17 protein-coding genes and 1 pseudogene are annotated in these 21,184 nt (G+C 61.9%); 3 read left to right on the top strand and 15 right to left on the bottom strand.

Going from position 1 to position 21,184, the window contains the following annotated elements:
- Positions 1–7: 7 nt before the first annotated feature.
- From nrfD to pilM, 9 genes and pseudogenes are all read right to left on the bottom strand, one after another.
- Complete coding sequence (gene nrfD / locus C8C92_RS03590) at positions 8–1,120, bottom strand: NrfD/PsrC family molybdoenzyme membrane anchor subunit (RefSeq protein ID WP_116743027.1); 1,113 nt, start codon at positions 1,118–1,120, stop codon at positions 8–10.
- Between the two features lie 3 nt (positions 1,121–1,123).
- Positions 1,124–1,834 (bottom strand): sulfate reduction electron transfer complex DsrMKJOP subunit DsrO, encoded by a 711-nt coding sequence (gene dsrO, locus C8C92_RS03585; RefSeq protein WP_116743026.1) that lies wholly within the window; start codon positions 1,832–1,834, stop codon positions 1,124–1,126.
- A gap of 357 nt (positions 1,835–2,191) precedes the next feature.
- A complete protein-coding gene (locus C8C92_RS03580; RefSeq protein WP_099760911.1) occupies positions 2,192–3,328 on the bottom strand; it encodes a deoxyguanosinetriphosphate triphosphohydrolase in 1,137 nt (378 codons plus the stop codon).
- Between the two features lies 1 nt (position 3,329).
- Positions 3,330–4,976 carry a bifunctional shikimate kinase/3-dehydroquinate synthase AroKB gene (gene aroKB, locus C8C92_RS03575; protein WP_116743025.1) on the bottom strand — a complete coding sequence of 549 codons (1,647 nt, stop codon included), beginning with the start codon at positions 4,974–4,976 and terminating at the stop codon, positions 3,330–3,332.
- A gap of 12 nt (positions 4,977–4,988) precedes the next feature.
- Positions 4,989–7,184: an Ig-like domain-containing protein gene (locus C8C92_RS03570; protein ID WP_243420102.1), complete on the bottom strand. Its 2,196-nt coding sequence runs from the start codon at positions 7,182–7,184 to the stop codon at positions 4,989–4,991.
- Positions 7,185–7,281: 97 nt separating this feature from the next.
- Positions 7,282–8,607, bottom strand: a pseudogene (locus C8C92_RS03565) (type IV pilus secretin PilQ family protein); the annotation flags it as partial.
- 98 nt (positions 8,608–8,705) lie between these two features.
- The gene (locus C8C92_RS03560) at positions 8,706–9,740 is read right to left on the bottom strand and encodes a pilus assembly protein PilP (protein ID WP_116743022.1); all 1,035 of its coding nucleotides are present in this window, start codon (positions 9,738–9,740) and stop codon (positions 8,706–8,708) included.
- Between the two features lie 15 nt (positions 9,741–9,755).
- Positions 9,756–10,316: a PilN domain-containing protein gene (locus C8C92_RS03555; RefSeq protein ID WP_116743021.1), complete on the bottom strand. Its 561-nt coding sequence runs from the start codon at positions 10,314–10,316 to the stop codon at positions 9,756–9,758.
- Positions 10,313–10,954, bottom strand: coding sequence for a pilus assembly protein PilM (pilM, locus tag C8C92_RS03550; RefSeq protein WP_116743020.1), 642 nt, complete (start codon positions 10,952–10,954; stop codon positions 10,313–10,315). The genes C8C92_RS03555 and pilM overlap by 4 nt, the downstream gene beginning before the upstream one ends.
- Positions 10,955–11,245: 291 nt before the next feature.
- On the opposite strand from pilM, the gene C8C92_RS03545 reads away from it, so the two are divergent.
- On the top strand, positions 11,246–13,591 hold the full coding sequence (locus C8C92_RS03545) for a penicillin-binding protein 1A (RefSeq protein WP_116743019.1): 2,346 nt from the start codon (positions 11,246–11,248) through the stop codon (positions 13,589–13,591).
- A gap of 176 nt (positions 13,592–13,767) precedes the next feature.
- Here C8C92_RS03545 and cyaY read toward each other — a convergent pair whose 3' ends face one another.
- Positions 13,768–14,097, bottom strand: coding sequence for an iron donor protein CyaY (gene cyaY, locus C8C92_RS03540; RefSeq protein ID WP_099760919.1), 330 nt, complete (start codon positions 14,095–14,097; stop codon positions 13,768–13,770).
- Between the two features lie 40 nt (positions 14,098–14,137).
- Between cyaY and C8C92_RS03535 the strand changes: the two genes are divergently transcribed.
- Positions 14,138–14,320 carry a lipoprotein gene (locus tag C8C92_RS03535; RefSeq protein ID WP_099760920.1) on the top strand — a complete coding sequence of 61 codons (183 nt, stop codon included), beginning with the start codon at positions 14,138–14,140 and terminating at the stop codon, positions 14,318–14,320.
- Here C8C92_RS03535 and C8C92_RS03530 read toward each other — a convergent pair.
- The 5 genes from C8C92_RS03530 to C8C92_RS03510 all read right to left on the bottom strand — a co-directional run bounded on the left by C8C92_RS03530 (position 14,317) and on the right by C8C92_RS03510 (position 20,211).
- The gene (locus C8C92_RS03530; RefSeq protein ID WP_116743018.1) at positions 14,317–14,970 is read right to left on the bottom strand and encodes a protein-methionine-sulfoxide reductase heme-binding subunit MsrQ; all 654 of its coding nucleotides are present in this window, start codon (positions 14,968–14,970) and stop codon (positions 14,317–14,319) included. The two genes, C8C92_RS03535 and C8C92_RS03530, sit on opposite strands and share 4 nt — an antisense overlap.
- Before the next feature lie 9 nt (positions 14,971–14,979).
- On the bottom strand, positions 14,980–15,957 hold the full coding sequence (gene msrP / locus C8C92_RS03525) for a protein-methionine-sulfoxide reductase catalytic subunit MsrP (protein ID WP_099760922.1): 978 nt from the start codon (positions 15,955–15,957) through the stop codon (positions 14,980–14,982).
- Between the two features lie 84 nt (positions 15,958–16,041).
- Complete coding sequence (gene ccsB, locus C8C92_RS03520; protein ID WP_034753239.1) at positions 16,042–17,193, bottom strand: c-type cytochrome biogenesis protein CcsB; 1,152 nt, start codon at positions 17,191–17,193, stop codon at positions 16,042–16,044.
- A gap of 64 nt (positions 17,194–17,257) precedes the next feature.
- Positions 17,258–19,354: a cytochrome c biogenesis protein ResB gene (locus tag C8C92_RS03515; RefSeq protein WP_099760923.1), complete on the bottom strand. Its 2,097-nt coding sequence runs from the start codon at positions 19,352–19,354 to the stop codon at positions 17,258–17,260.
- A gap of 185 nt (positions 19,355–19,539) precedes the next feature.
- Positions 19,540–20,211, bottom strand: a complete 672-nt coding sequence (locus C8C92_RS03510) for a c-type cytochrome (protein WP_099760924.1) — start codon at positions 20,209–20,211, stop codon at positions 19,540–19,542.
- Positions 20,212–20,397: 186 nt separating this feature from the next.
- On the opposite strand from C8C92_RS03510, the gene yihA reads away from it, so the two are divergent.
- Positions 20,398–21,147, top strand: coding sequence for a ribosome biogenesis GTP-binding protein YihA/YsxC (gene yihA / locus C8C92_RS03505; protein ID WP_099760925.1), 750 nt, complete (start codon positions 20,398–20,400; stop codon positions 21,145–21,147).
- Positions 21,148–21,184: the final 37 nt, after the last annotated feature.

Raw genomic sequence — 21,184 nt, 5'->3', positions numbered from 1 at the left:
TGACTCCTCAGTGCGTGGCCATGGCGGGACGGCTGCGTGCAGCGACGACGCGTCCGGCCCATGGCAAAAATTCCAGCATCAGCAACAGCAGCGCGATCCACAGGCCGGCCGTGCCGATGATCCCCATCAAGCCATCGTTCCCCATCGGCAGGTGGTAGTCGTACAGGCCCGCGCCCGTTTTCGGGATGTTCTGGCCGCCGATGAAAATCGTCCAGCGCATCATCCAGGCGCTATGCAGCGCGATCAGGCCATTCACCAGGCCACTCGTGGCCGGGCGCCAGATGGCCAGCGCCATCGGCACGATGGACGACAGCACGGCCCAGACAGCCGTGAACTGCCATTGCGGCATGCCCGCCACCTGGGTAAACGCCATGCTGTGGCTGGCGCTCACGCCGGAGAGACTGACGAACAGCCAGCCTCCGCCGAGCGCCAGCACCAGCGCCAGCGACAGGGCCAGCGCGCGGTTCAGCGATACTTCCAGCGCCTGCTCGCGGCCCGGCAGGAAGCGGTTGAACAGCAACGCCAGGCCCACGGCCCCGACAAAGGCCGTGGCGGCAAATTGCGCTGGCAGGAAAGGCGTGAACCACAGGGGACGGGCGCGCACCACCATCACTTCCATGCCCGTGTACAGGCCCACGACAAACGCGGCGAGCAAGGTGAAGGCGGCAGCAAAGCGGATGGCCCGCAGGGAGGCGGCGCCACCGCGCCCGGCCAGGCGGTACAGGAAAGCCAGACGGTCCTGGCCCTGCCCCCGCGTGGCGAAGTCCACGCGCAGCGCCAGCCATGCGTACAGCATCAGACAGCCCAGATACAGGGGAATGAAGAACGAGCCCCACGACATCCACGACTGCGGCTGGAAGTAAATATAGAAGTGATAGAAGCGGCCCGGCCCGTGCAGGTCGGCCAGCAGCGCCACAGGCGCCGTCATGCCGCAGACGAGGGACGCCAGCAGCGCGATGCGCCCCAGGCGTTCATACGCCTTGCGGCCAAAGACGAAGTACGGCAAGGTCAGCATGAAGCTGCCATAACTGAGGCCGATGAGGAAAAAATACTGCACCGCCCACGGCAACCATGCCGCCTCGCGCGTGACGTTGACAATTTCGGTGATGTGGCTGTCCATGGTTTATTTCCCGTGTTTGCTCGGTTGCCAAAGTGTCGCTTCGCCCTCGACGTGGCCGGCGAAGCGCGTGTCCAATCCCAGATAGAACACATGGGGCTGGGTACCCTGTTCGGGTTTCAGCACTTTCACCTTGTTCTCGCTGAGCAGCTGGTGCACCATGCTTTCAGGGTCATTCAGGTCGCCGAAGATGCGCGCGCCGCCGACGCAGGTTTCCACGCAGGCCGGCAGCAAGCCTTCATCGACGCGGTGCGCGCAGAATGTGCATTTGTCGGCCTTGCCCGTTTCGTGGTTGATGAAGCGCGCGTCGTACGGACAGGCTTGCACACAGTAGGCGCAGCCCACGCAGCGATCGCCATCGACGACGACGACGCCATCCTTGCGCTGGAAGGTGGCGCCCACGGGACAGACGGGAATGCAGGGAGGATTGGCGCAGTGGTTGCACAGGCGCGGCAGCATGTAGGTGCCGCAGCGGTTCTCTTCCTTCACTTCATAGGTCGAGACGACGGTGCGGAAGCTGTTTTCCGGTACGGCGTTTTCCATGATGCAGGAGACCGTGCACGCCTGGCAGCCGATGCACTTCTGCACATCGACCACCATCGCCCAGCGCTGCCCGCCCTCGCCCTTCGTTGCAGCCTTGCCGGGCAGCGGCGCGATGGCCGCGCCGATGGTAACGGCTGGCAAGGCGCGCAAAAAACTGCGGCGCGATTCAATCATGACACTCTCCTTGACTATGGGCGGCAAGCCCTTGTTGACTTGCTGCCATGATAGAAAAGAAGTTGCCGTACGGATATTGGGGTGATCGGGTGGGGACCTAGATGATCATGCCGATTGACAGGATCGACAATGCGGAGTAGGTCGGATTAGCGGGGCCGCCGAGGCGCGCCAGCGCGTAATCCGACAACCTTGTTGGCATGAAGTGTCGTGGTATCGCGCAGACATGTCGGATTACGCTGCGCTAATCCGACCTACGTCAGATTCCCCATGACCGCTTGCATTGGTAGGTCGGGTTAGCCGGCACGGCGTAACCCGACATGAAGCGTCGCGCGGGCATGTCAGTCCACGCAGTGACCGTTACAGCTCGTCGAGCGAATACAGCCGGCGGTGCTCGCGGATCGCGTAGCGATCCGTCATGCCGGCGATATAGTCGGCGATCTTGCGCGCCTGCTTGGTCACATCATCGCCATTGACCTGATAGTCGGGCGGCAGCAGGGCCGGTTCGGCCATGAAGCTGTCGTACAGTTCGCGCACGATGCGGCTCGCCTTGACCCGCATGCGGTTGACCTGGTAGTGGCGGTACAGGTTCGCTCTTAAAAAGCGTTTCAGGTCCGTCGCGTCACGACGCATGGCATCCGAAAAACGGATCAGCGGAGCACTGGCGCGTACTTCGTTCACATCGCGCGGCGCCGCATCAAGAATCAAGGCATTCGAGGTGACGATCAAATCGTCGGCCAGGGCCGTGATCAATCGGCGCAAGGTTTCGTAGATGGCGCGCCGGCCCGACAGGCCTGGAAACGCCTGCTGCACCTCGCGCCACAGGCGGCCAAAGAATTCCACCTCTTCCAGCTGGGCGATGGTGATCAGGCCCGAACGCAGGCCGTCGTCGATATCGTGGCTGTTGTAGGCGATTTCATCGGCCAGATTGGTCAGCTGTGCTTCCAGCGTCGGTTGCGTGCGGTCGATGAAGCGCTGGGCCACGGGACCCAGTTCGCGCGCATGCGCCAGCGAGCAGTGTTTCAATATGCCTTCGCGCGTCTCGAACATCAGGTTCAAGCCATCGAAGGCGCCGTAGTGCTCTTCCAGCGTGTCGACCACGCGCAGGCTTTGCAGGTTGTGCTCGAAGCCGCCGTGCGCCTGCATGCATTCATTGAGCACGTCCTGGCCCACGTGGCCGAATGGCGTGTGGCCCAGGTCATGCGCGAGCGCGATGGCTTCGACCAGATCTTCATTCAGGCGCAGGTTGCGCGCGATGGAGCGTCCCACCTGCGCCACTTCCAGGCTGTGCGTCAGGCGCGTGCGGAACAGGTCTCCCTCGTGATTGAGGAACACCTGCGTCTTGTATTCGAGGCGGCGGAAGGCCGAGGAATGGATGATGCGGTCGCGGTCGCGCTGGAACTGGCTGCGCGAGGCGTGCGCCGCCTCGGCAAAGCGACGTCCCTGCCCCTGTGCCGAATGGGCTGCATAGGGGGCCAGGAAGTCTTCGGGCAGCATCTTATTGCACTCCGGCGGCCAGCGTGGCCAGCACCAGTTCGTGCGGCGCCGACGTGATGCACGGGCTGCCCAGCGGTTTGAGCAAGATGAACTTGATGGCGCCGCCCTCGTTCTTCTTGTCCACTTCCATCAGTTCCAGCCAGCGCGCGACACCGAGGTCCGGCGCCTTGACGGGCAAGCCGGCGGCGGCGACGAGTTTACGCAAGCGCTCCACGGCCACCTGGTCGATATACCCCATGCGGCAAGACAGGTCGGCCGCCATCACCATGCCGCAGCCGACGGCTTCGCCGTGCAGCCAGTGGCCGTAGCCCAGGCCCGCTTCAATGGCGTGGCCGAAGGTGTGGCCGAAATTCAGGATGGCGCGCAAGCCGCCTTCGCGCTCGTCCTGGCGCACCACGTCGGCCTTGATTTCGCACGAGCGGGCGATGGCGTAGGCCAGGGCGCCCTTGTCGCGCGCCATCAGCTTGGCCATGTTCGCCTCGATCCAGTCGAAAAACGCCGCATCGATGATGGCGCCATGCTTGATCACTTCGGCCAGGCCGGCCGACAGCTCGCGCGCCGGCAGGGTTTCCAGGGTCGAGGTGTCGGCGATCACGGCGCGCGGCTGATAAAACGCGCCGATCATGTTCTTGCCCAGCGGGTGGTTGATACCCGTCTTGCCACCGACGGAGGAATCGACCTGCGCCAGCAAGGTAGTGGGCACCTGCACGAAGCCGATGCCGCGCATGTAGCTGGCGGCCGCATAGCCGGTCAGGTCGCCGATCACGCCGCCGCCCAGCGCCACCAGGGTGGTCTTGCGGTCGCATTTGTTGGCCAGCAGCGCGTCGAAGATCTGCATCAGGCTGGCCCAGTTTTTATATTCTTCGCCGTCCGGCAGGACGATGCAGATCACTTCGCGGCCATCGCTGGCCAGCGCTGCCTGCAAGCGGCCCAGGTACAGCGGCGCGACGGTGGTATTGGTGACGATGGCCACCTTGTGGCCGCTGATATGGCGCAGCAGCGCATCGGCGTCGGCCAGCAGGCCGGGACCGATGGCGATCGGATAACTGCGTTCGTCGAGGTCTACACTCAACAACATTTTGGATTGCTCGTTCATCGAAGGCTCTGCATGAATGACGCAGTTGGGGGAAGCTTCGCATTCGAGGCTGGCCAGCTGCATCAGGATGGTCTGAACCATCGATTGTACGTTAGGACGGCCCGTGTCGATGACAATGTCGGCCACTTCCATGTAATGGGGCTCGCGCTGCGACGTCAATTCTTCCAGCTTGCGGCGCGGGTCGGCCGTCTGCAGCAGCGGACGATTCTTGTCATGGCTGGTGCGCGCCAGGATGTTGCTGACGCTGGCGCGCAGGTACACGACCGTGCCCCGTTCCTTCAGGTAGGCGCGGCTGTCGGCATTGAGGATGGCCCCGCCGCCGGTGGCCATGACGATGCCTTCCTGGGCGCTCAAGTCGCGAATGACCTCGGCCTCGCGCCGGCGAAAGCTGGCCTCGCCCTCGATTTCAAAGATCCACGGGATGGTCGCTCCCGTGCGTGCCTCGATTTCGTGGTCGGAATCGACAAAGCGCAAGCCCAGCTTGCGGGCCAGAATGCGCCCGATGGTGGTTTTGCCTGCGCCCATGAGGCCTACTAAAAACAGATTTTGCATGTGCTGCGACAGTTAATTTGGATTACGACAATCAGTGGCTTGCCCATACGGACTAATGACGCCTGGAGGTGAAACATCCACGCGGTTAAAGTCCGTAGCCAGCCCCGGAAGCAAAGTGTAACCGACATAAGTTGCCTCCGTCCCGGAACTATTGCCGCGAATCGTCAATTCGACGTCCAGCCAGTTGGCTCTGTCGCGTGGATAAGTCAGGGTGACGATCGCCGTTCCCGAGCTGTCCGTCTTGCCGCCGGTCGACAGATTGAGCGGAATGCCCGGGTCGAGACGGCCATTCAGGTTAAGGTCGTTATTCGGATTGAAGGCGCCAGTGCGGTCCCTGTCTTCATTGTCACAGGCGTTCGCGGTCCTGACGACTATCCACGACTGGGCAACCGGGGAATATTGCAAATAACCCTTGTAATAATAGCGGGGCCAGGCAGCGGCCGTGATGATCACGTCCGGCACGGGATTACCGGCAGCATCCGTCACAAACACGCTATACGTCTTGCGGTAGGTGCTGCTGTCGGAGGCGTCGAGCGCGTTACCGCTGCCGGCGCTGATGAACAGCGATTTTTTCGTCACCGTCAGCTTGACCGTGGCGGCATTGCTCGACACGCCCTGCAGTTGCGCCTTGACAACGACGCCGTCGACACCAGTGGTAGCCTGCCCCGCAATATAGCTGACCGTGGCCACGCCATCGCTGTCCGTGGTAACCAGCGAAGGCGAACTCAGGGAACCATTGCTGGCATCGGCCTGGATCGAGAAGCTCACCTGTGCATTCTTGACCAGATTGTTTTCCGCCGTGCCATCGCGCACGATGGCACGCAAGGCGCTGCGCTGCGCCGTACTGCCGGCCGTATTGGCGCCGATGACCGCCGGGTCGGCTTGCAGGCTGATCGTGGCCTGGACCGTCAATGGCGCAATGAACTCCACTTCCGACTGCACCGAGACGCCGCTATCTTCGTACTTCGCCGTGAGGGCGGTCAAGCCGGCGCCGCTGGCCTTCACGTAGGCAATGGCATTGCCGCCCACCAGCGCCAGCGGTGCCTGCAATGGCGTACCGCAGGCGGCGTCTTGGTAGATGGCGCCGCGCGACGTGCTGAAACGCACATTGCCCGTTTGTGGCACACCAGCCACATCGCTATGCACGGTCACCGCATAACAGGTATTCGTGTTCAGAGTCGCTAACGCAACATTGCTGCCCGATACGGCATTGATCGTGAAGTTCGATGCATTAATTGCAATTGGCAACACGACGCTGTCACCCTGCGCCTTGACGCTGATGCTGTCGCTGCTGCCCGTCTGGGCGTTGTAGCTCAACACCAACTGGCCGTTGTTGTCAGTCAATGCGGGACTGGCGCCGCCGCCCTTGACCGTGATGGCATTGCTGCGGGCGCTGAATGTCACCGGCTTGCCCACCAGGGGATTGCCGCTGGAATCGACCAGCTTGACCACCATGTCAGTGCTCGTCTTCAGGTTCACCGTCGAAAAGGCACTGATGACCAGCCGGGTGCCGCTGACGCCGATGTCCGTGCTGGCCGTCTGCGCGCCGGCACTGGCCGTGACCTTAATCGTGCGCAAGCTGGCGTCGCCCCCCGTATTCAGGCTGACCAGCGCCTGTCCCTGTGCATTAGTCGTGACGCTCGTGGCGCCCAGTGCGCCCGAATCGGCGCTGAACGTCACGCTGGCATTGGGCACGACGGCATTGTTGGCGTCTTTGACAAATGCGATCATGTTGACGGCGGTACCGCCCGAGGAAGCGAGGGTGCCACCGGAAGACGTCAGCAACAAGCTGGCAATGCCGGAGGTGACGGGCACCACTTTCACCACCACGGGAGCCGATTCAACGCCACCGCTGCTGGCCTTGATGGTGATGTCGCGCAAGCTCGCATCGCCTTTCACGCTGAGTTTTTCCGTCACCGTGCCATTGGCATCCGTCACGCGGTTGGTATTGCTGATGACGCCGGAACTGGCGGTGAAGGTCACCGTCTGGCCTGTCATGGCATTATTGCCGGGATTTTTCACCACGGCCGTCAGCACGACTTCCGTGCCGTCCGCCCCCGATGCAACGATCGTCGTGGCGCCAGCCACCAGTACCACACTGCCAACGCCGGCATTCGCGCCATCCTTGACGCCCAGGGTCGGATCACCGCCACCGCCGCCACAGGCGGCCAGCACAGTGCTCAAGACCAGCAAAGCCAGCCAATTCAATGCCCTACTCCAAGAAGTATTGCCTAAAGAAAAATTCCGCATAGTCGCCATCAGTCCGCTTTCGTTTGCATTGTTACTTAAACGTAAAGATGTGACATTAACGTGTTGCTGGCCGATCTGCCACTATTTTCGGCGTAATAAACACCATCAGTTCCGTTTTTTCTTGACTGCGGCCCGTGCTGCGGAAAAAAACACCGAGCACGGGGATGTCACCCAGCAGCGGCACCTTGCTGTCCGTACCCCGTTCGGATTGCTGATAAATGCCCCCCAGCACCACCGTGCCGCCATCTTCCACCATCACTTGCGTACGCACATGCTTGGTGTCGATGGCGAAGCCGGAACGCGTTTCCTGGCCCACGCTATCCTTGTTGACGTCCACTTCCAGCACCACGTTGCCGTCCGGCGTGATCTGCGGCGTCACTTCCAGGCGCAGGTTCGCCTTGCGGAACGTGATCGAGGTGGCGCCGCTGCTGGTGGCCACCTGGTAGGGCAATTCGATGCCCTGCTCGATCAGCGCCAGCACCTTGTCGGCCGTCACCACGCGCGGGCTGGAAATGATCTTGCCCCTGCCATCGGCTTCCAATGCGGACAATTCCAGGTTCAAGAAGCGGTTGGCGGCCGCCGAAAACAGGCTCAGGGCGAAGCTGGCCGGTTGCAAGCCATTGATGCTGGCGGCTGGCAAGTTGACAAATTGCGTGTTCGGCACGAAAGCGCCGGCGCCAGCCACCGTTTGCCCCGTCGCCTCGCCCACGCCCTGATACGTGCCGCCGATGGCTGCGCGGCGCCCGCTGCCGCCCAGGGAAAAACCGGGCAACTGGCCCGCTGCCAGGCGCTGATCCGTAAAACCCAGGCGCGCGCCCAGGTTGCGGCTGAAACTGTCGTTCGCCTCGACGATGCGCGCCTCGATCATCACTTGCCGCGTTGCAATATCTGTCTTGGCGATCAGCTGACGGATCTGCTCCAGGCGCGCCGGCACGTCGGTGACGAACAATTGATTCGTGCGCGGCTCGATCAGCACACTGCCACGGCGCGACAGCAGCCGGCTGCGCCCTTCCCCCGCATCGAGGCCGAACACGCTGCGGAACGCTTCCGCCTTCTGGTAGTTGAGCTGGAAGATGGCTGATTGCAAGGGTTCCAGTTCCGCGATCTGGGCGCGCGCTTCGAGCTCCAGTTTTTCGCGCGCCAGCATTTCCTCGCGCGGCGCGATCCACAGCACGTTGCCATTGCGCCGCATGTCCAGCCCCTTCGCCTGCAGCAGCACGTCGAGCGCCTGGTCCCACGGCAAGTTGCGCAGGCGCAGCGTCAGGTTGCCCGTCACGCTGTCGCTGGCGATGATGTTTTGCCCCGATGCGTCGGCCAGGATGTGCAGGGCCGCGCGCACGCCCACGTTCTGGAAATCGACGGAGATTTTCTCGCCCGCATACAGGCGCGGCGCCGTCACCTGCACCACCGCCTCGTCCCCGGCCAGAGCGGCGTCAGGCAGCAATAGCCAACACATGAAACACATCCACACAGACGGCTTCATGGCGTGGCCTCCGGCGCACTGGCCCTGGCGTCACCCGGCCTTTGCAGGGACAGGCTGCCATGCCGTTCACGCCACCCGCCGCCCGCGTCCGGCAGCAACTCTTTGTACTGCAGCGCCTGTTCGCTGATCTGCGTCACCACGCCGTGGTCTGGCCCCAGATACTGACCCACCGCCACCCGGTACACGCGCTGGCCCGCCAGCAGCAGCGCGCTCAGGCGCCCTTCCTGTTGCACACTGCCCACCATGCTGATGGCCGGCAAGGCGACGCTTTCCAGCGGCTCGCGCACACGGCGCGGGTCGGGTCCGGCCACGCCGCCATGCTGAGCCGGCGCGATTGCCGCCGGCAAGGCGCCAAAAGGGTCGGCCAGGGAGGCGGCCGCGTACGGCTGCGGCGCGACAGCGGCAAGCGGACGCCATGCTGGCGCCGCTGCGGGTGCGGCCGCCTGGGGCGTCAAAGCCGCTTGCGCCGCCCGTTCCCCCGCGTCGGGCAAGCGATACGCCTGCAGCACGGCATCCAGGGTCAGCAAGCGATCCTTGCCCAAGGTTAAGGCCAGCTCATGCACCGTGACGATGCGCGGCAGGCGCGCCAGGTCCCCCAGCAACGCGCCCATGGCGTGATAGCCGCCGCGCAACTGGATGGCAATCGGCAAGGCGACATACGGCGTTTGCGGCCGGGCCGCGCCCGGCTTGAACAGCGAAAATTGCAGGCCGCGCGACTGGCCTGCGGCGTTAATCTCCGTCAACAACACCGCCATCGCCTGCTGGTCGGGCAATTGCTGTTCCAGCTGGGCCAGCTCGGCGCCAGCCTGGCGCCGCTGCGCACGCCACTGCGGCAACTGGCTCGCCCTGGCTTGCGCCGCCAGATACCCGGCGCGCAAGCGGCCCTCCTCGCCTTGCGCCACCTGCACGGCGGCCACCAGCCCATCCAGCCACGCGGCGTGCAGCAGCGCGGCCACCAGCGTACCGGCCAGGGCGGCGCAAGCGAGGCGCGCGGGTAGCGGCCACAGCGACGCGGTCTTCAAGCTCAGCATGATCAACCTCCACGACTAAGATTGCCCAGCGGGTGCCAACGCCAGCCGTATCGTCCATTCCACGGCGCCCTCTGCCGCGCCGCGCACTTCAATCACTTCCGGCCGGGACCAGGGTGCTGCCTGCTCCAGCGCCTGCAGCAATGCTGCGACCTTTTCCTGCGAAATGGCATGCCCTTGCAGGCGCACCATCGTTGATTCCTGGCGCACACTGTGCAAGGCCACACCGGCCGGCATCGCCCGCGCCAGCGCGTCCAGCATGCGCACCCAGGCATGGCGTTGTTCTTGCAAACTGGCAATGGCCTGCTGGCGCAGCAGCAGCGCCGCCGTCTCGCCCTGCACCCGCTTGCCGGAGACGAGGACGGCATTCACCTGCTGCATGGCATGGCGCCAGCCCTCCTGGCGGCGCAGCTGCGCGTCGAGCTGCTGCTGCAGCCAGGCGCCTGCCGCCAGGGCCAACAGCAATCCCAGCAGCGCCCCACAGGCCAGTTGCCACAGCAGCAGCTGACTGCGCCGGCGCCGTGCCGCCTGGCGATGCGGCAACAGGTTGATGCCTGGCACTTGCGCCACGGCCGTCATCGCGCGTACCGGTGCAAAGCCAGCCCCCAGGCCAGCTGATAACTGAGGCCGCCGTCCGGCAAGGCTTGCCAGCCACCCTGCGCGAGTGCCGCCTGCAGGGCCAGCGCCTCGCTATCCATGACGACGGGCGTCAAGCCGGCCGCCGTAGCCGCATCGAGGCGGCGCTGCACACTGGCGCGCCGCGCCGCCACCAGCAGCACCTCGATCTCCGTGCCCGTCTGGCCCGCAAGCGGCGGCGCGGGGCCAAGAATGAAAAAATCCAGGCTGGCGTCTTCCAGTGCAAACGGCATGTATTGGGCCGCCTCCAGCTCCACCAGGATTTCCAGCTGTTCCTCCGGCAAGCCGGCGGGCAGGCGGATCGCATGCGTGATCAAGGCCGTGGCCGGCATGGCCAGCGCCACGCGGGTGCAGCCGCTGCCACTGTTGCGGCATGCCAGGCGCACGGCGCTGGCCAGGCCCTGCGGATCTTCGACATGACCTTCCAGCATCACGCCTGCCGGCAGCGCGGCGCTGCCGCAATGCCGGCATGACAGTTTCCCCCGCCGGCGCCTCAACTCGACCACGCGCACGCCATCGTCCGCCATGTCGACGCCCAGCAAGCCGATGCCAAGAACACTGCGGATGGATATGTTTTTCATAGAGAAACGTCAGCGTGGAAGGGGTTGCTGCCATCGGCAAGCCTAGTCCTGGCAGCGCTGGCTTGTAAACGGATTTCACGCTGGTGTCTGCGGCGCGCGGCGTCTATCTGGCCCGGCCGTGATCTGGCGCAGAATAATTGTTACCAAATCCTGGTTGCCAGCGGGCCAATACACGCTTATATAGAGTATCGACAAGTTTCAACACTCCCCCGGCAAGCGCCACAGCGCGCTGCCACCCCGGCAAGCTCGCTTATAATTGGCCGGCATAATTAACCGAAAGACATACGACGCATGACATCTTCAAACTCCGCTGGCTCCGCTGGCTCGAAGCCGCCCACCAAGGGCAGCAAACCCAAACGTTTCCTGATGATGGCCCTGGTATCGCTGCTGGGCCTGGGCATCGTCGGCGTCTTGCTGGTGGTCTTTGGCCTGGCCATGGCCTATCCGAACCTGCCGGCGCTCGATACCTTGACCGATTACAAGCCAAAGATGCCGCTGCGCGTGTTCACGTCCGACAGTGTGCTGATCGGCGAATTTGGCGAAGAGCGACGCAACATGGTGCACATCAAGGATATTCCCGATGTCATGAAGAAAGCCGTGCTGGCCATCGAAGATGACCGCTTCTATGAACATGGCGGCGTCGACTATCTGGGCATCACGCGCGCGGCCCTGCACAACCTGACGGGCGGCGCCAAGCAAGGCGCCTCGACCATCACGCAACAGGTGGCGCGCAATTTCTTCCTGTCCAGCGAACAGACCTTGAAACGCAAGGCGTATGAAGTCTTGCTGGCATGGAAGATCGAGAAAAACCTCAGCAAGGACCAGATCCTCGAAGTGTATATGAACCAGATTTATCTGGGACAGCGCGCCTACGGCTTCGCCTCGGCCGCGCAAATCTATTTCGGCAAGAATATCCAGGATCTCACCGTGGCCGAAGCGGCCATGCTGGCCGGCTTGCCGAAAGCGCCGTCGGCCTACAACCCCGTCGTCAATCCGAAACGCGCGCGCATGCGCCAGCAATACATTCTGCAGCGCATGGCGCAGCTGGGCTACATCACCCCGGCGCAGTTCGAAGAAGCGAAAAATGAAGAGCTGAAAGTGAAGACCGACAGCAGCGCCTTCGGCGTGCACGCGGAATACGTGTCGGAAATGGCGCGCCAGCTGGTCTACGAGCAATTCAAGGAAGACACCTATACGCGCGGCCTGAACGTCTACACCACCATCACCAAGGCCGACCAGGACGCCGCCTACATCGCCTTGCGCAAGGGCGTGATGGATTACGAGAAACGCCACGGCTACCGCGGCCCGGAAGCCTACATCGAGATTCCGAAAACCAAGGCTGAAGCGGACGACGCCATCGAGACGGAGCTGGCCGACCACCCGGACAGCGACGACATCATCGCCGCCATGGTGCTGCAGGCATCGCCCAAATCGTTGCAGGCAGTCACGTCGGCCGGCGAAGAAATCACCATTACCGGCCCCGGCCTGACCTTCGGCGCGGCCTGGCTGTCGGAAAAAGCGGCGCCGAACCGCCGCATCAAGCGCGGCGCCGTGATCCGCGTCATGCAGGAAAACAACGCCTGGGTCTTGACGCAGATGCCGGAAGTGCAATCGGCGTTCGTCTCGGCCAGCACCACGGACGGCGCCATCCGCGCCATGGTGGGCGGCTTCGATTACAACCGCAACAAGTTCAACCACGTCACGCAGGCGTGGCGCCAGCCCGGTTCGGCCTTCAAGCCCTTCATCTATTCCGCGTCGCTGGAACGGGGCCTGTCGCCAGCGACCATCATCAACGATGCGCCGATCTCGTTCGACGCGGGCCAGACGGGTGGCCAGGCGTGGGAACCGAAGAACTACGACAGCAAATACGATGGTCCGATGACCATGCGCAAGGGCTTGATGAAATCGAAGAACATGATTTCCATCCGCATCCTGCACAAGATCGGCGCCAAGTATGGCCAGGAATACGCGACGCGCTTCGGCTTTGATGCGGACAAGAACCCGCCGTACCTGACCCTGGCCCTGGGCGCCGGCAACGTGACACCGTTGCAGATGGCGGGCGCCTACGCCGTGTTCGCCAATGGCGGCTACAAGATCAACCCATACCTGATTGCCAAGGTCACCGATAGCGATGGCAATATCCTGTCGCAAGCCAAGCCGGACCTGGCGGGCGAGGAAGCCAACAGAGTCATCGACGAGCGCAATGCCTTCATGATGAACAGCATGCTCAACGACGTCGTGCGCTTCGGCACGGCCAACAAGGCCATGGCCTTGAAGCGCCCTGACCTGGCCGGCAAGACGGGCACCACCAACGATTCCATCGATGCCTGGTTCGCCGGCTACCAGGCCAAGCTGGTGGGCATCGCCTGGATCGGCTACGACCAGCCGCGCAACCTGGGCAACCGGGAAACGGGCGGCGGCCTGGCCTTGCCGATTTGGATCAGCTACATGGCGAAGGCATTGAAAAGCATTCCCGTCGAGGAACGCGCCGTGCCGGAAGGCCTGATCCGCGTGGGCGACGAGTATTACTATGCGGAAAATCCGCCGGGCACGGGCGTAGGCAGCCTGGAAGGCGCGGCGCGCGGCACGCCGGAAGAAGAAAAAGCCAAGGAAGCTGTGAAGAACGAGTTGTTCTGACAGCAATTTCGTGGATCGGGTAGGTCGGATTAGCGGCGAAGCCGCGTAATCCGACACCACCTCGGCGCTAACAATGTTGTCGGATTACGCGCTTGCGCGCTAATCCGACCTACGTTTCAGCCATAAAAAAGGGCAACCCATGCGGGCTGCCCTTTTTTATTGCCGCGGCGAAAAGCTTATTTCAGGACCACCGTCGCGCCCGCCTGCTCGCTGGCCATGCCGGACAAGGCGGCAAACAGTTCCGAGCCGTCGCGCGTGTTGAGCCATTCATCGCCCACGCGCTTGTAATGAAAACCGCCGGAACGGGCGGCCACCCACATCTCGCGCATGGGGGCCTGGCTATTGACGATGATTTTCGTGCCGTTGTCGATGAATTCGATTTCCAGCACATTGCCGCTGCGGCTGCATTCGACGTCGAGCACGTCTTCATCGTTCAGCCGGTCCAGCGCCGTGGCGATCTGGGTCAGGGTGGCTTCGGCCAAGGCCAGGAATTCCGATTCGCTCATGCTACACTCCAAAGATCTTAATCAAACCGTGATTCTAATCGTGAAGTCATCCTCAGCGTTTTATATCGGCACCGCCATTGTGGTTTCCAGCATCCTGGCCGGCTGCGGCCAGCCCGGCGCCCTGTACTTGCCCAAGCCGCCAGCGGCCAAAGGCGCGCCAGCCAAGGGCCCCGTCGAACCGGCCCCCGTGCCGCCGCCACCGGTCATCGTGCCAGTCACCTAAACGGAGCGCACCGGGGTGGCTGCCTGCGCCGCCCTGCTACTTTTGACGCGCTTTTTCCAGGCGAAAATCACGCGTATTAGCAGCAGTAGCGCGACGATACAGCCGAACAGGATAGGTTGCGCGAAATTATGCTTGCCCGCCTTCATCCACCAGAAATGCAGGATGCCCAGCGGCGCGATGATGTAGATCAGCCGGTGCAGCCACTGCCAGCGCTTGCCACCGAGGCGCTTGACCATGCCATTCGTGCTCGTCACGGCCAACGGAATGAGCAAGACGAAGGCGATGAAACCCACCGTGATGAAGGGCCGCTTGAGCACATCCTTCCACATTTCCTGCACATCAAAAAAGTGATCGAACCATAAAAACGTGGTGAAGTGCAGCGCCGCGTAGAAAAACGCGAACAGGCCCAGCATGCGGCGCAGCTTGATCAGCCAATTCCATTGCGTGAAGCGCCGCAAGGGCGTCACCGCCAGGCTGATGCAGATAAAATACAGGGTCCAGTCGCCCGTGCCGCGCGTGATGAATTCCAGCGGCTCCACCAGTTGCCCCGTGTACGTCAGCCAGACCATGCGGGCAAACGGCAGCAGCGCCAGCAAAAAGATCAGGCTTTTGAACAGCGACAATTGTCTCGGCGTGGGGTTGAGGGCCATGATCTTTCCTTAAAAGAACTTCTTCAGATCCATGCCCGCGTACAAGGAAGCGACATCGTTGTAGCCATTGAACATCAGGGTCTTGCGCTTGCGCGTGAGAAAGCCGTCTTCGCCGATGCGCCGCTCGGAAGCTTGCGACCAGCGCGGATGATCGACGTTCGGGTTCACATTCGAGTAAAAACCGTATTCGGACGGCGCCGACAGGTTCCACGACGTGCGCGGCTGTTCCTTGACGAAACGGATCTTGACGATGGATTTGGCGGATTTGAAACCATATTTCCACGGCAAGACCATGCGCACGGGTGCGCCATTCTGGTTCGGCAAGGTTTCGCCATACATGCCCAGGGTCAGCAGTGCCAGCGGATGGTTCGCTTCATCGATGCGCAAGCCTTCCGTATACGGCCACTGCAGCACGCGGCTACCCACGCCCGGCATCTGCTTCTTGTCGGCCAGGGTGATGAATTCCACGTACTTGGCATTGCCCGTCGGCTCGACCTTCTTGATGATTTCCGAGAAGGAATAGCCGACCCACGGGATGACCATCGACCAGCCTTCCACGCAGCGCAGCCGGTAGACGCGCTCTTCCAGCGGCGCCAGTTTTAACAGCGCATCGAGATCGAGGGTCATCGGTTTCTTGACCTCGCCTTCGATGCTGACCGTCCACGGCCGCGTGCGCAAGGTGCCCGCGTTTTGCGCAGGGTCGCTCTTGTCCGTGCCGAATTCGTAGAAATTGTTGTAGCTGGTGGCGTCTTTATAGGCCGTCTGCTTTTCCAGCGCCGAATAGGCGGGATTGAGCTTGCCAGCCAGCTTGGGATTGGTGCCTTGCGCGAACGCTTCGCGGCTGGCCATTTCCAGCAGGGCCGCGCTGGACACGGAGCCCAGGGCCACTTGCTTGATGAAGCTGCGGCGCGATTCAAACACGGCGCGCGGCGTGATTTCGGAAGAAAACGGCAACTCAATGCCGTTGGGACTGCGCTTGATCAACATGGCGGCTCCGGAAAAAGGTGATTGGATATACCTTACACCAGTTTTTCCGGGCCGTTCATGACGCTTCTGTCATGCAAAAATCAATTACAACTTGCCGTAGGAATGCAGGCCTGAAAGGAACATATTCACGCCCAGGAAAGCAAACGTCGTCACCAGCAAGCCCACCAGCGCCCACCACGACGCGACGCGGCCGCGCAAGCCCGTCATCAATCGCATGTGCAGCCAGGCTGCATAGTTGAGCCAGACGATCAGCGCCCACGTTTCTTTCGGATCCCACGACCAGTAGCCGCCCCACGCTTCGGCCGCCCACAGGGCGCCCAGGATGGTCGCTACCGTGAAGAAAGCAAAGCCCACGGATATGGCCTTGTACATGACGTCGTCGAGCACTTCCAGCGACGGCAGGCGGTCGACCAGGTAGCCGCTCGATTTGAGCAGATACGCCGCCGCCACCATGGCCGACAGGGCGAACGTGCCGTAGCCGATGAAGTTGGCCGGCACGTGGATCTTCATCCACCAGCTTTGCAGGGCCGGCACCAGCGGCTGGATTTCGGCCGCGTCGCGCGTGACCGTGTACCACATCAGGAACACCACGGCTGCCGAAATGACCAGCATGACGAAGGCGCCCAGCTGGCGCGTCGCATAGTGCTGCTCGTAATACAGGTAGAACATGGCCGTGATCAAGGAAAACAGGATGAACACTTCATACAGGTTCGAGACGGGAATATGGCCCACGTCGGCGCCGATCAGGTAAGACTCGTACCAGCGCACCAGCATGCCCGTCAGGCCCAGCACCACGCCGGCCCAGCACAGCAGGGAACCGACCGACGAGCCGAATTCCGAGCGCGCCACCAGGCCGATCCAGTAGAACAGGGTCGACAGCACGAAAAGCGTGCCCATCCACAGAATGGCGGACTGGCTCGACAAGATGTATTTGAGGAAGAATTTCTGGTTCGCCATCTCAAGGTGGCCCGCGTACAGCTCGATGGCGAACAGCGACAGCACGGCCGCCACGGGGATCAGCCAGCGCACGGGCTTCCAGTACCAGCCCAGCCACGCGAACGTGGGCGCCGCTGCCAGCAGGATAGCCTTTTCATAGATATCCATGAAGGCGCCAAAGCGCATCAGGCCGAACAGGGAGGCGGCCAGCAAGCCGGCGCCATACAGCCAATCGATCAGGCTCAGGCGCTTGAAAAATCCTGGTTCCTGCGTATATATTTGCTTGTTTGCCAATTCCATCATTTTCTCCATTCCCGGCGACGCGCAAGCGTCCCGAAACTCAACCAATCCAACTCAGCGCAGCTTACGCCGATTGCGGCAGCTTTGCCTTCAAAGTCTCAAATTCTTTTTCAAAATCCAAGGTCTTGCGCTGCGTGCTCATGGCCATCAGCGCTTCGCTGCCGCCTTCGCCATCCTTGATCCACACCCACAGGCGGCGCTCGCGGATATAAAACATGGAAAACACGCCGATCACGAGGAACAGGCAACCGAGGTACACCACGCTCTTGCCCGGCGAACGCGTCACCTGCAGCACGGACGCCTTGATCTCCGTGAACTCGTCGAGCTGCAGATACACGGGCGCGCCATAGAAGAAGCTGTCGGACAGCGCATTCGTGGCCAGTTGCAGGAAGCGGCCGTGCTTGTCATCGGCCTCGATGGCTTTCAAGCCATCCTGGGCGCGCGCAGCCTGCCACAAGTCCCACAGGCTGCCGTTGAGAATTTTCATGAAGATATCGGCCGCTTTTTCTTGCTCGGCCGCAGGAACTTTTTCCAGGAAACGCGAAATGGCGAGGAAACCACCCTCTTGCCCATTGCCGGCAAAGATGCCCAGGCTTTTCGCCGCCGATTCCTGCAACTGGCCGCGCAGGGCTTCCGCGTTCGCCTGCGGCATGGCGCGCGCCGCATAGCGCGCGGCAGCCTGCTGGCGCAGCGCCGGATCTTGCAGCGCGGCACGCAAACGCATCCATTCCGTCACGCTGTAATTGTCATCGACGGGAATGCGCAGATAGCTGAACGGGTCGCTGGGGTTGACGCGCATGCCGGCCAGAAACACCGTCGTGCCATCCACGGTGACGGGCTGCATGTAATTCTGGTACTCGCGCGCCTGGCCCGTCTTGTCGCGCAATTTGTATTGCACCGAGGGGCCCACATTCTTGAGATCCTTGTTGTTCGCATTTTTCGCGGCCGAACCGAGGCGCTTGTCGAGGCCGACGGCAAATTTATCGTTGAAACTTTCCGCCTTGCTGACAGCGCGCACATCCTGGCCGGCGCTGAGGTTTTCCACGTTGAAGGGGCGGAAACCCGACCATTCCACCGTGTAGGAATTGCCATCGCTGCGCTCGAGCGGCGTGCTGCCGCCCACTTCGCCGCCGATATCGAAGCGTTTCGTCGTCTTGCCCGTCATGGGAAAACCCGTCAACTTGAGCTTGCTGCCGCCATCCTCAAAGCTGGACTGGTACAGGGCCAGGCCCTTGTACAGCAGCGGCTGGTTGACTTTGATGGTTGCCGGGAAACTTTCACCCGTGACATGGTCGGTGATGACGACATCGCTGGCAAACAGCTTGGGCATGCCGGTGCTGTAGAAATCGATGTGGAATTTTTTCAGCAAAATCGTGATCGGCAGATCCTGGATCAGCACGCCATCGGCCTGGGGAATGATGGCCGTGTTGCTCGACGAGCCTTCCGGGATCATGGTGTTGCCACGGAAAGTAGGATTTGACAGGCTCAAACGGTGCTGGGCGGGAATGTCGGCAATCACGCCGCTGCCGGAAAATGGCGTCTTGCCAAAAAACCATTGCTGTACGCGGATCGGCATTTCCGAGTCGAGCAAGCCGCCCACGCAGATGATGACGATGGCGCCGTGGGCAAAGATATAGCCCCATTTATTGGCCGCGCCGCGCTTGGCCGCCACCAGGGTGGCGTTGTCCTTCTCGACCACCTTGGCCGCATAGCCGCTGTCTTTCAGGCGCATCACCATCTGCTGCGCCAGCACGGCGCGCGGCAGCGGCGCCTGCCATTCCATCTTGTGATGGAAATTGCGCAACGATTGCTCGCGCACATTGTCGCGCCAGCTGCGCATATCCTTGAGCATCTTCGGCGCATTGCGCACGATGCACAGCGAGGTCGAGGCGACGAGGAAACCCATGATCACCAGGAACCACCAGGCCGAATACACGGAATACAGGCTCAGCTTGTCGAAGACGGCGAACCAGAACGGACCGAACTGGTTCACATAATTGGGCATGGGCTCGTTCTGCTTGAGCACGGTGCCGATGATGGACGCGACGGCGATCAGGGTCAGCAGGCTGATGGCAAAGCGCATCGACGAGACCAGCTCGACGAATTCAGCCAGGCTGCGGCGTTGGGTCTTTAACTCGATTCCGGTCGTGCCTGTGCTCATACGTGGATACTCATACGGGATATGCAATCTTCAAGAAAATGTGGCATGGAGCAGAGTGTTTCTGCGCGCAAGGCGGCAGCATACTCCAGTTTTGGCCCCTGCCATAAAAAAGGGCAGCCTGTTGAGACGGCCGCCCTAGTTCATGCGCGATGGTACGCCTGGCAATCTCTTGCCACTATGAAAACTTACTTCAGGCCGGCGATGTAATCGGCCACGGCGGCAATCTCGTCATCCGACATGCGGGCGGCGATGGTGTGCATTTGCGCGCTGTTCTTGCGGGCATCAGCCTTGGTGCTGCGGAACATCGTCAGCTGGGCCACCGTGTAGTCCTGGTGCTGGCCGGCGATGCGCGGATACTGGACGGGCATGCCATTGCCCGTCGCGCCATGACAGCTGGCACAGGCAGCAACTTGCTTGGAAGCAATACCGCCACGGTAAATTTTCTTGCCCAGGTCAATCGTATCCTTGTTTTTCGCGGCGCCCGGCTTGGACAGCTGCGCGCCCAGGTAGGCGGCGATATTCTTCTTGTCGGCGTCGCTGAGCATCTTCGCGTACGTCGTCATGACGGGCTGGTTGCGCTCCGGCGTGGTGAAGTCAACCAATTGCTTGTAGATATAGCTTTCATGCTGGCCGGCCAGCTTCGGGTTGACCGTGATGGTCGAGTTGCCGGCCGCACCATGGCAGGACACGCAGGCAGGCAAGCCGCGCGCCGCATCGCCATCGGCGTACAGGGTAGCGCCCTTGGCGGCATCGGCCTTGACGGCCGGTTTCGGTGCTTCGACCGCGGAAGCAGTTGCCGATACAGCCAGCAAAGCGAGCAGCATGGATTTGAACAACGGTGAAAACGCACGATTCATTCAGGCACCCTGAGACAGTGAGAAATTAGTGGTGGACATTGCCGCGCTCCTGAGATTTTTGATTTATTTTCAGGGCCGCAAGCCGCATCGCTGCTACGCCGGCAACAATTAACAATCCCTTATTGTACAATAGCTTCTTGGCGTTATCGCTCCCTTATCGCTCCATTTTGTTGCTTTACTACTCCCATGTCAAAACTCTGGCAAGCCCGCTTCTTTACGACCGTCAACCAATTGCGTGACCTGCCCGATACCACGGTGCCGGAAATCGCTTTTGCCGGCCGCTCCAATGCCGGTAAATCGACCGCCATCAACATCTTGTGTAATCAGAAAGGCTTGGCGTTCGCCTCCAAGACACCTGGCCGTACCCAGCACATCAACTACTTCTCCATCGGCGGCGCCCACGTGGCGCAGCACCGCAAGGATGCCACCATCGTCGAAGAGATCGAATGCCTGCTGGTCGACTTGCCCGGCTACGGCTACGCGGAAGTGTCGGGCTCGGCCAAACTGCACTGGCAACGCCTGCTGGGCGACTACGTGCAGCGCCGCGAGCAATTGGCGGGCCTGGTCCTGATCATGGATTCGCGCCGTCCGTTCACCGACCTGGACGTCCAGATGCTGGAATGGTTCGCCCCGACGGGTAAACCAATTCACTGCATCCTGACCAAAGTCGATAAGCTGAACCGCAATGAATCCGTGAATGCCTTGCGTCAGGCGAAAGCCAAGCTCGACAGCTATGTGGACGAAGACGGCATCGGCTTCCCGTTCACCGTGCAACTGTTCTCGGCCTTGAAACGTGTCGGCATCGACGAAGCCAATGACAAGATCATGGAACTGGCCGGCATCAGCGAAGATGGCGCGGCCCAGATGGTCGAGCTGATCGAGATGGAAGACGACGTGGAAGCGGCGCCGGGCACCGAGTCGGATAAACCGGCCTGAGCATCATCAGCGCCGTATGACAAAAAGGCTGCCCGGT

This window comes from Janthinobacterium sp. 78, from assembly GCF_003096775.1.
GTDB classification, from domain to species: Bacteria; Pseudomonadota; Gammaproteobacteria; order Burkholderiales; family Burkholderiaceae_D; genus Janthinobacterium; species Janthinobacterium tructae.
The sequence above is the reverse complement of the archived record's forward strand: the minus strand, read 5'-3'. Positions and strand labels throughout refer to the sequence as shown.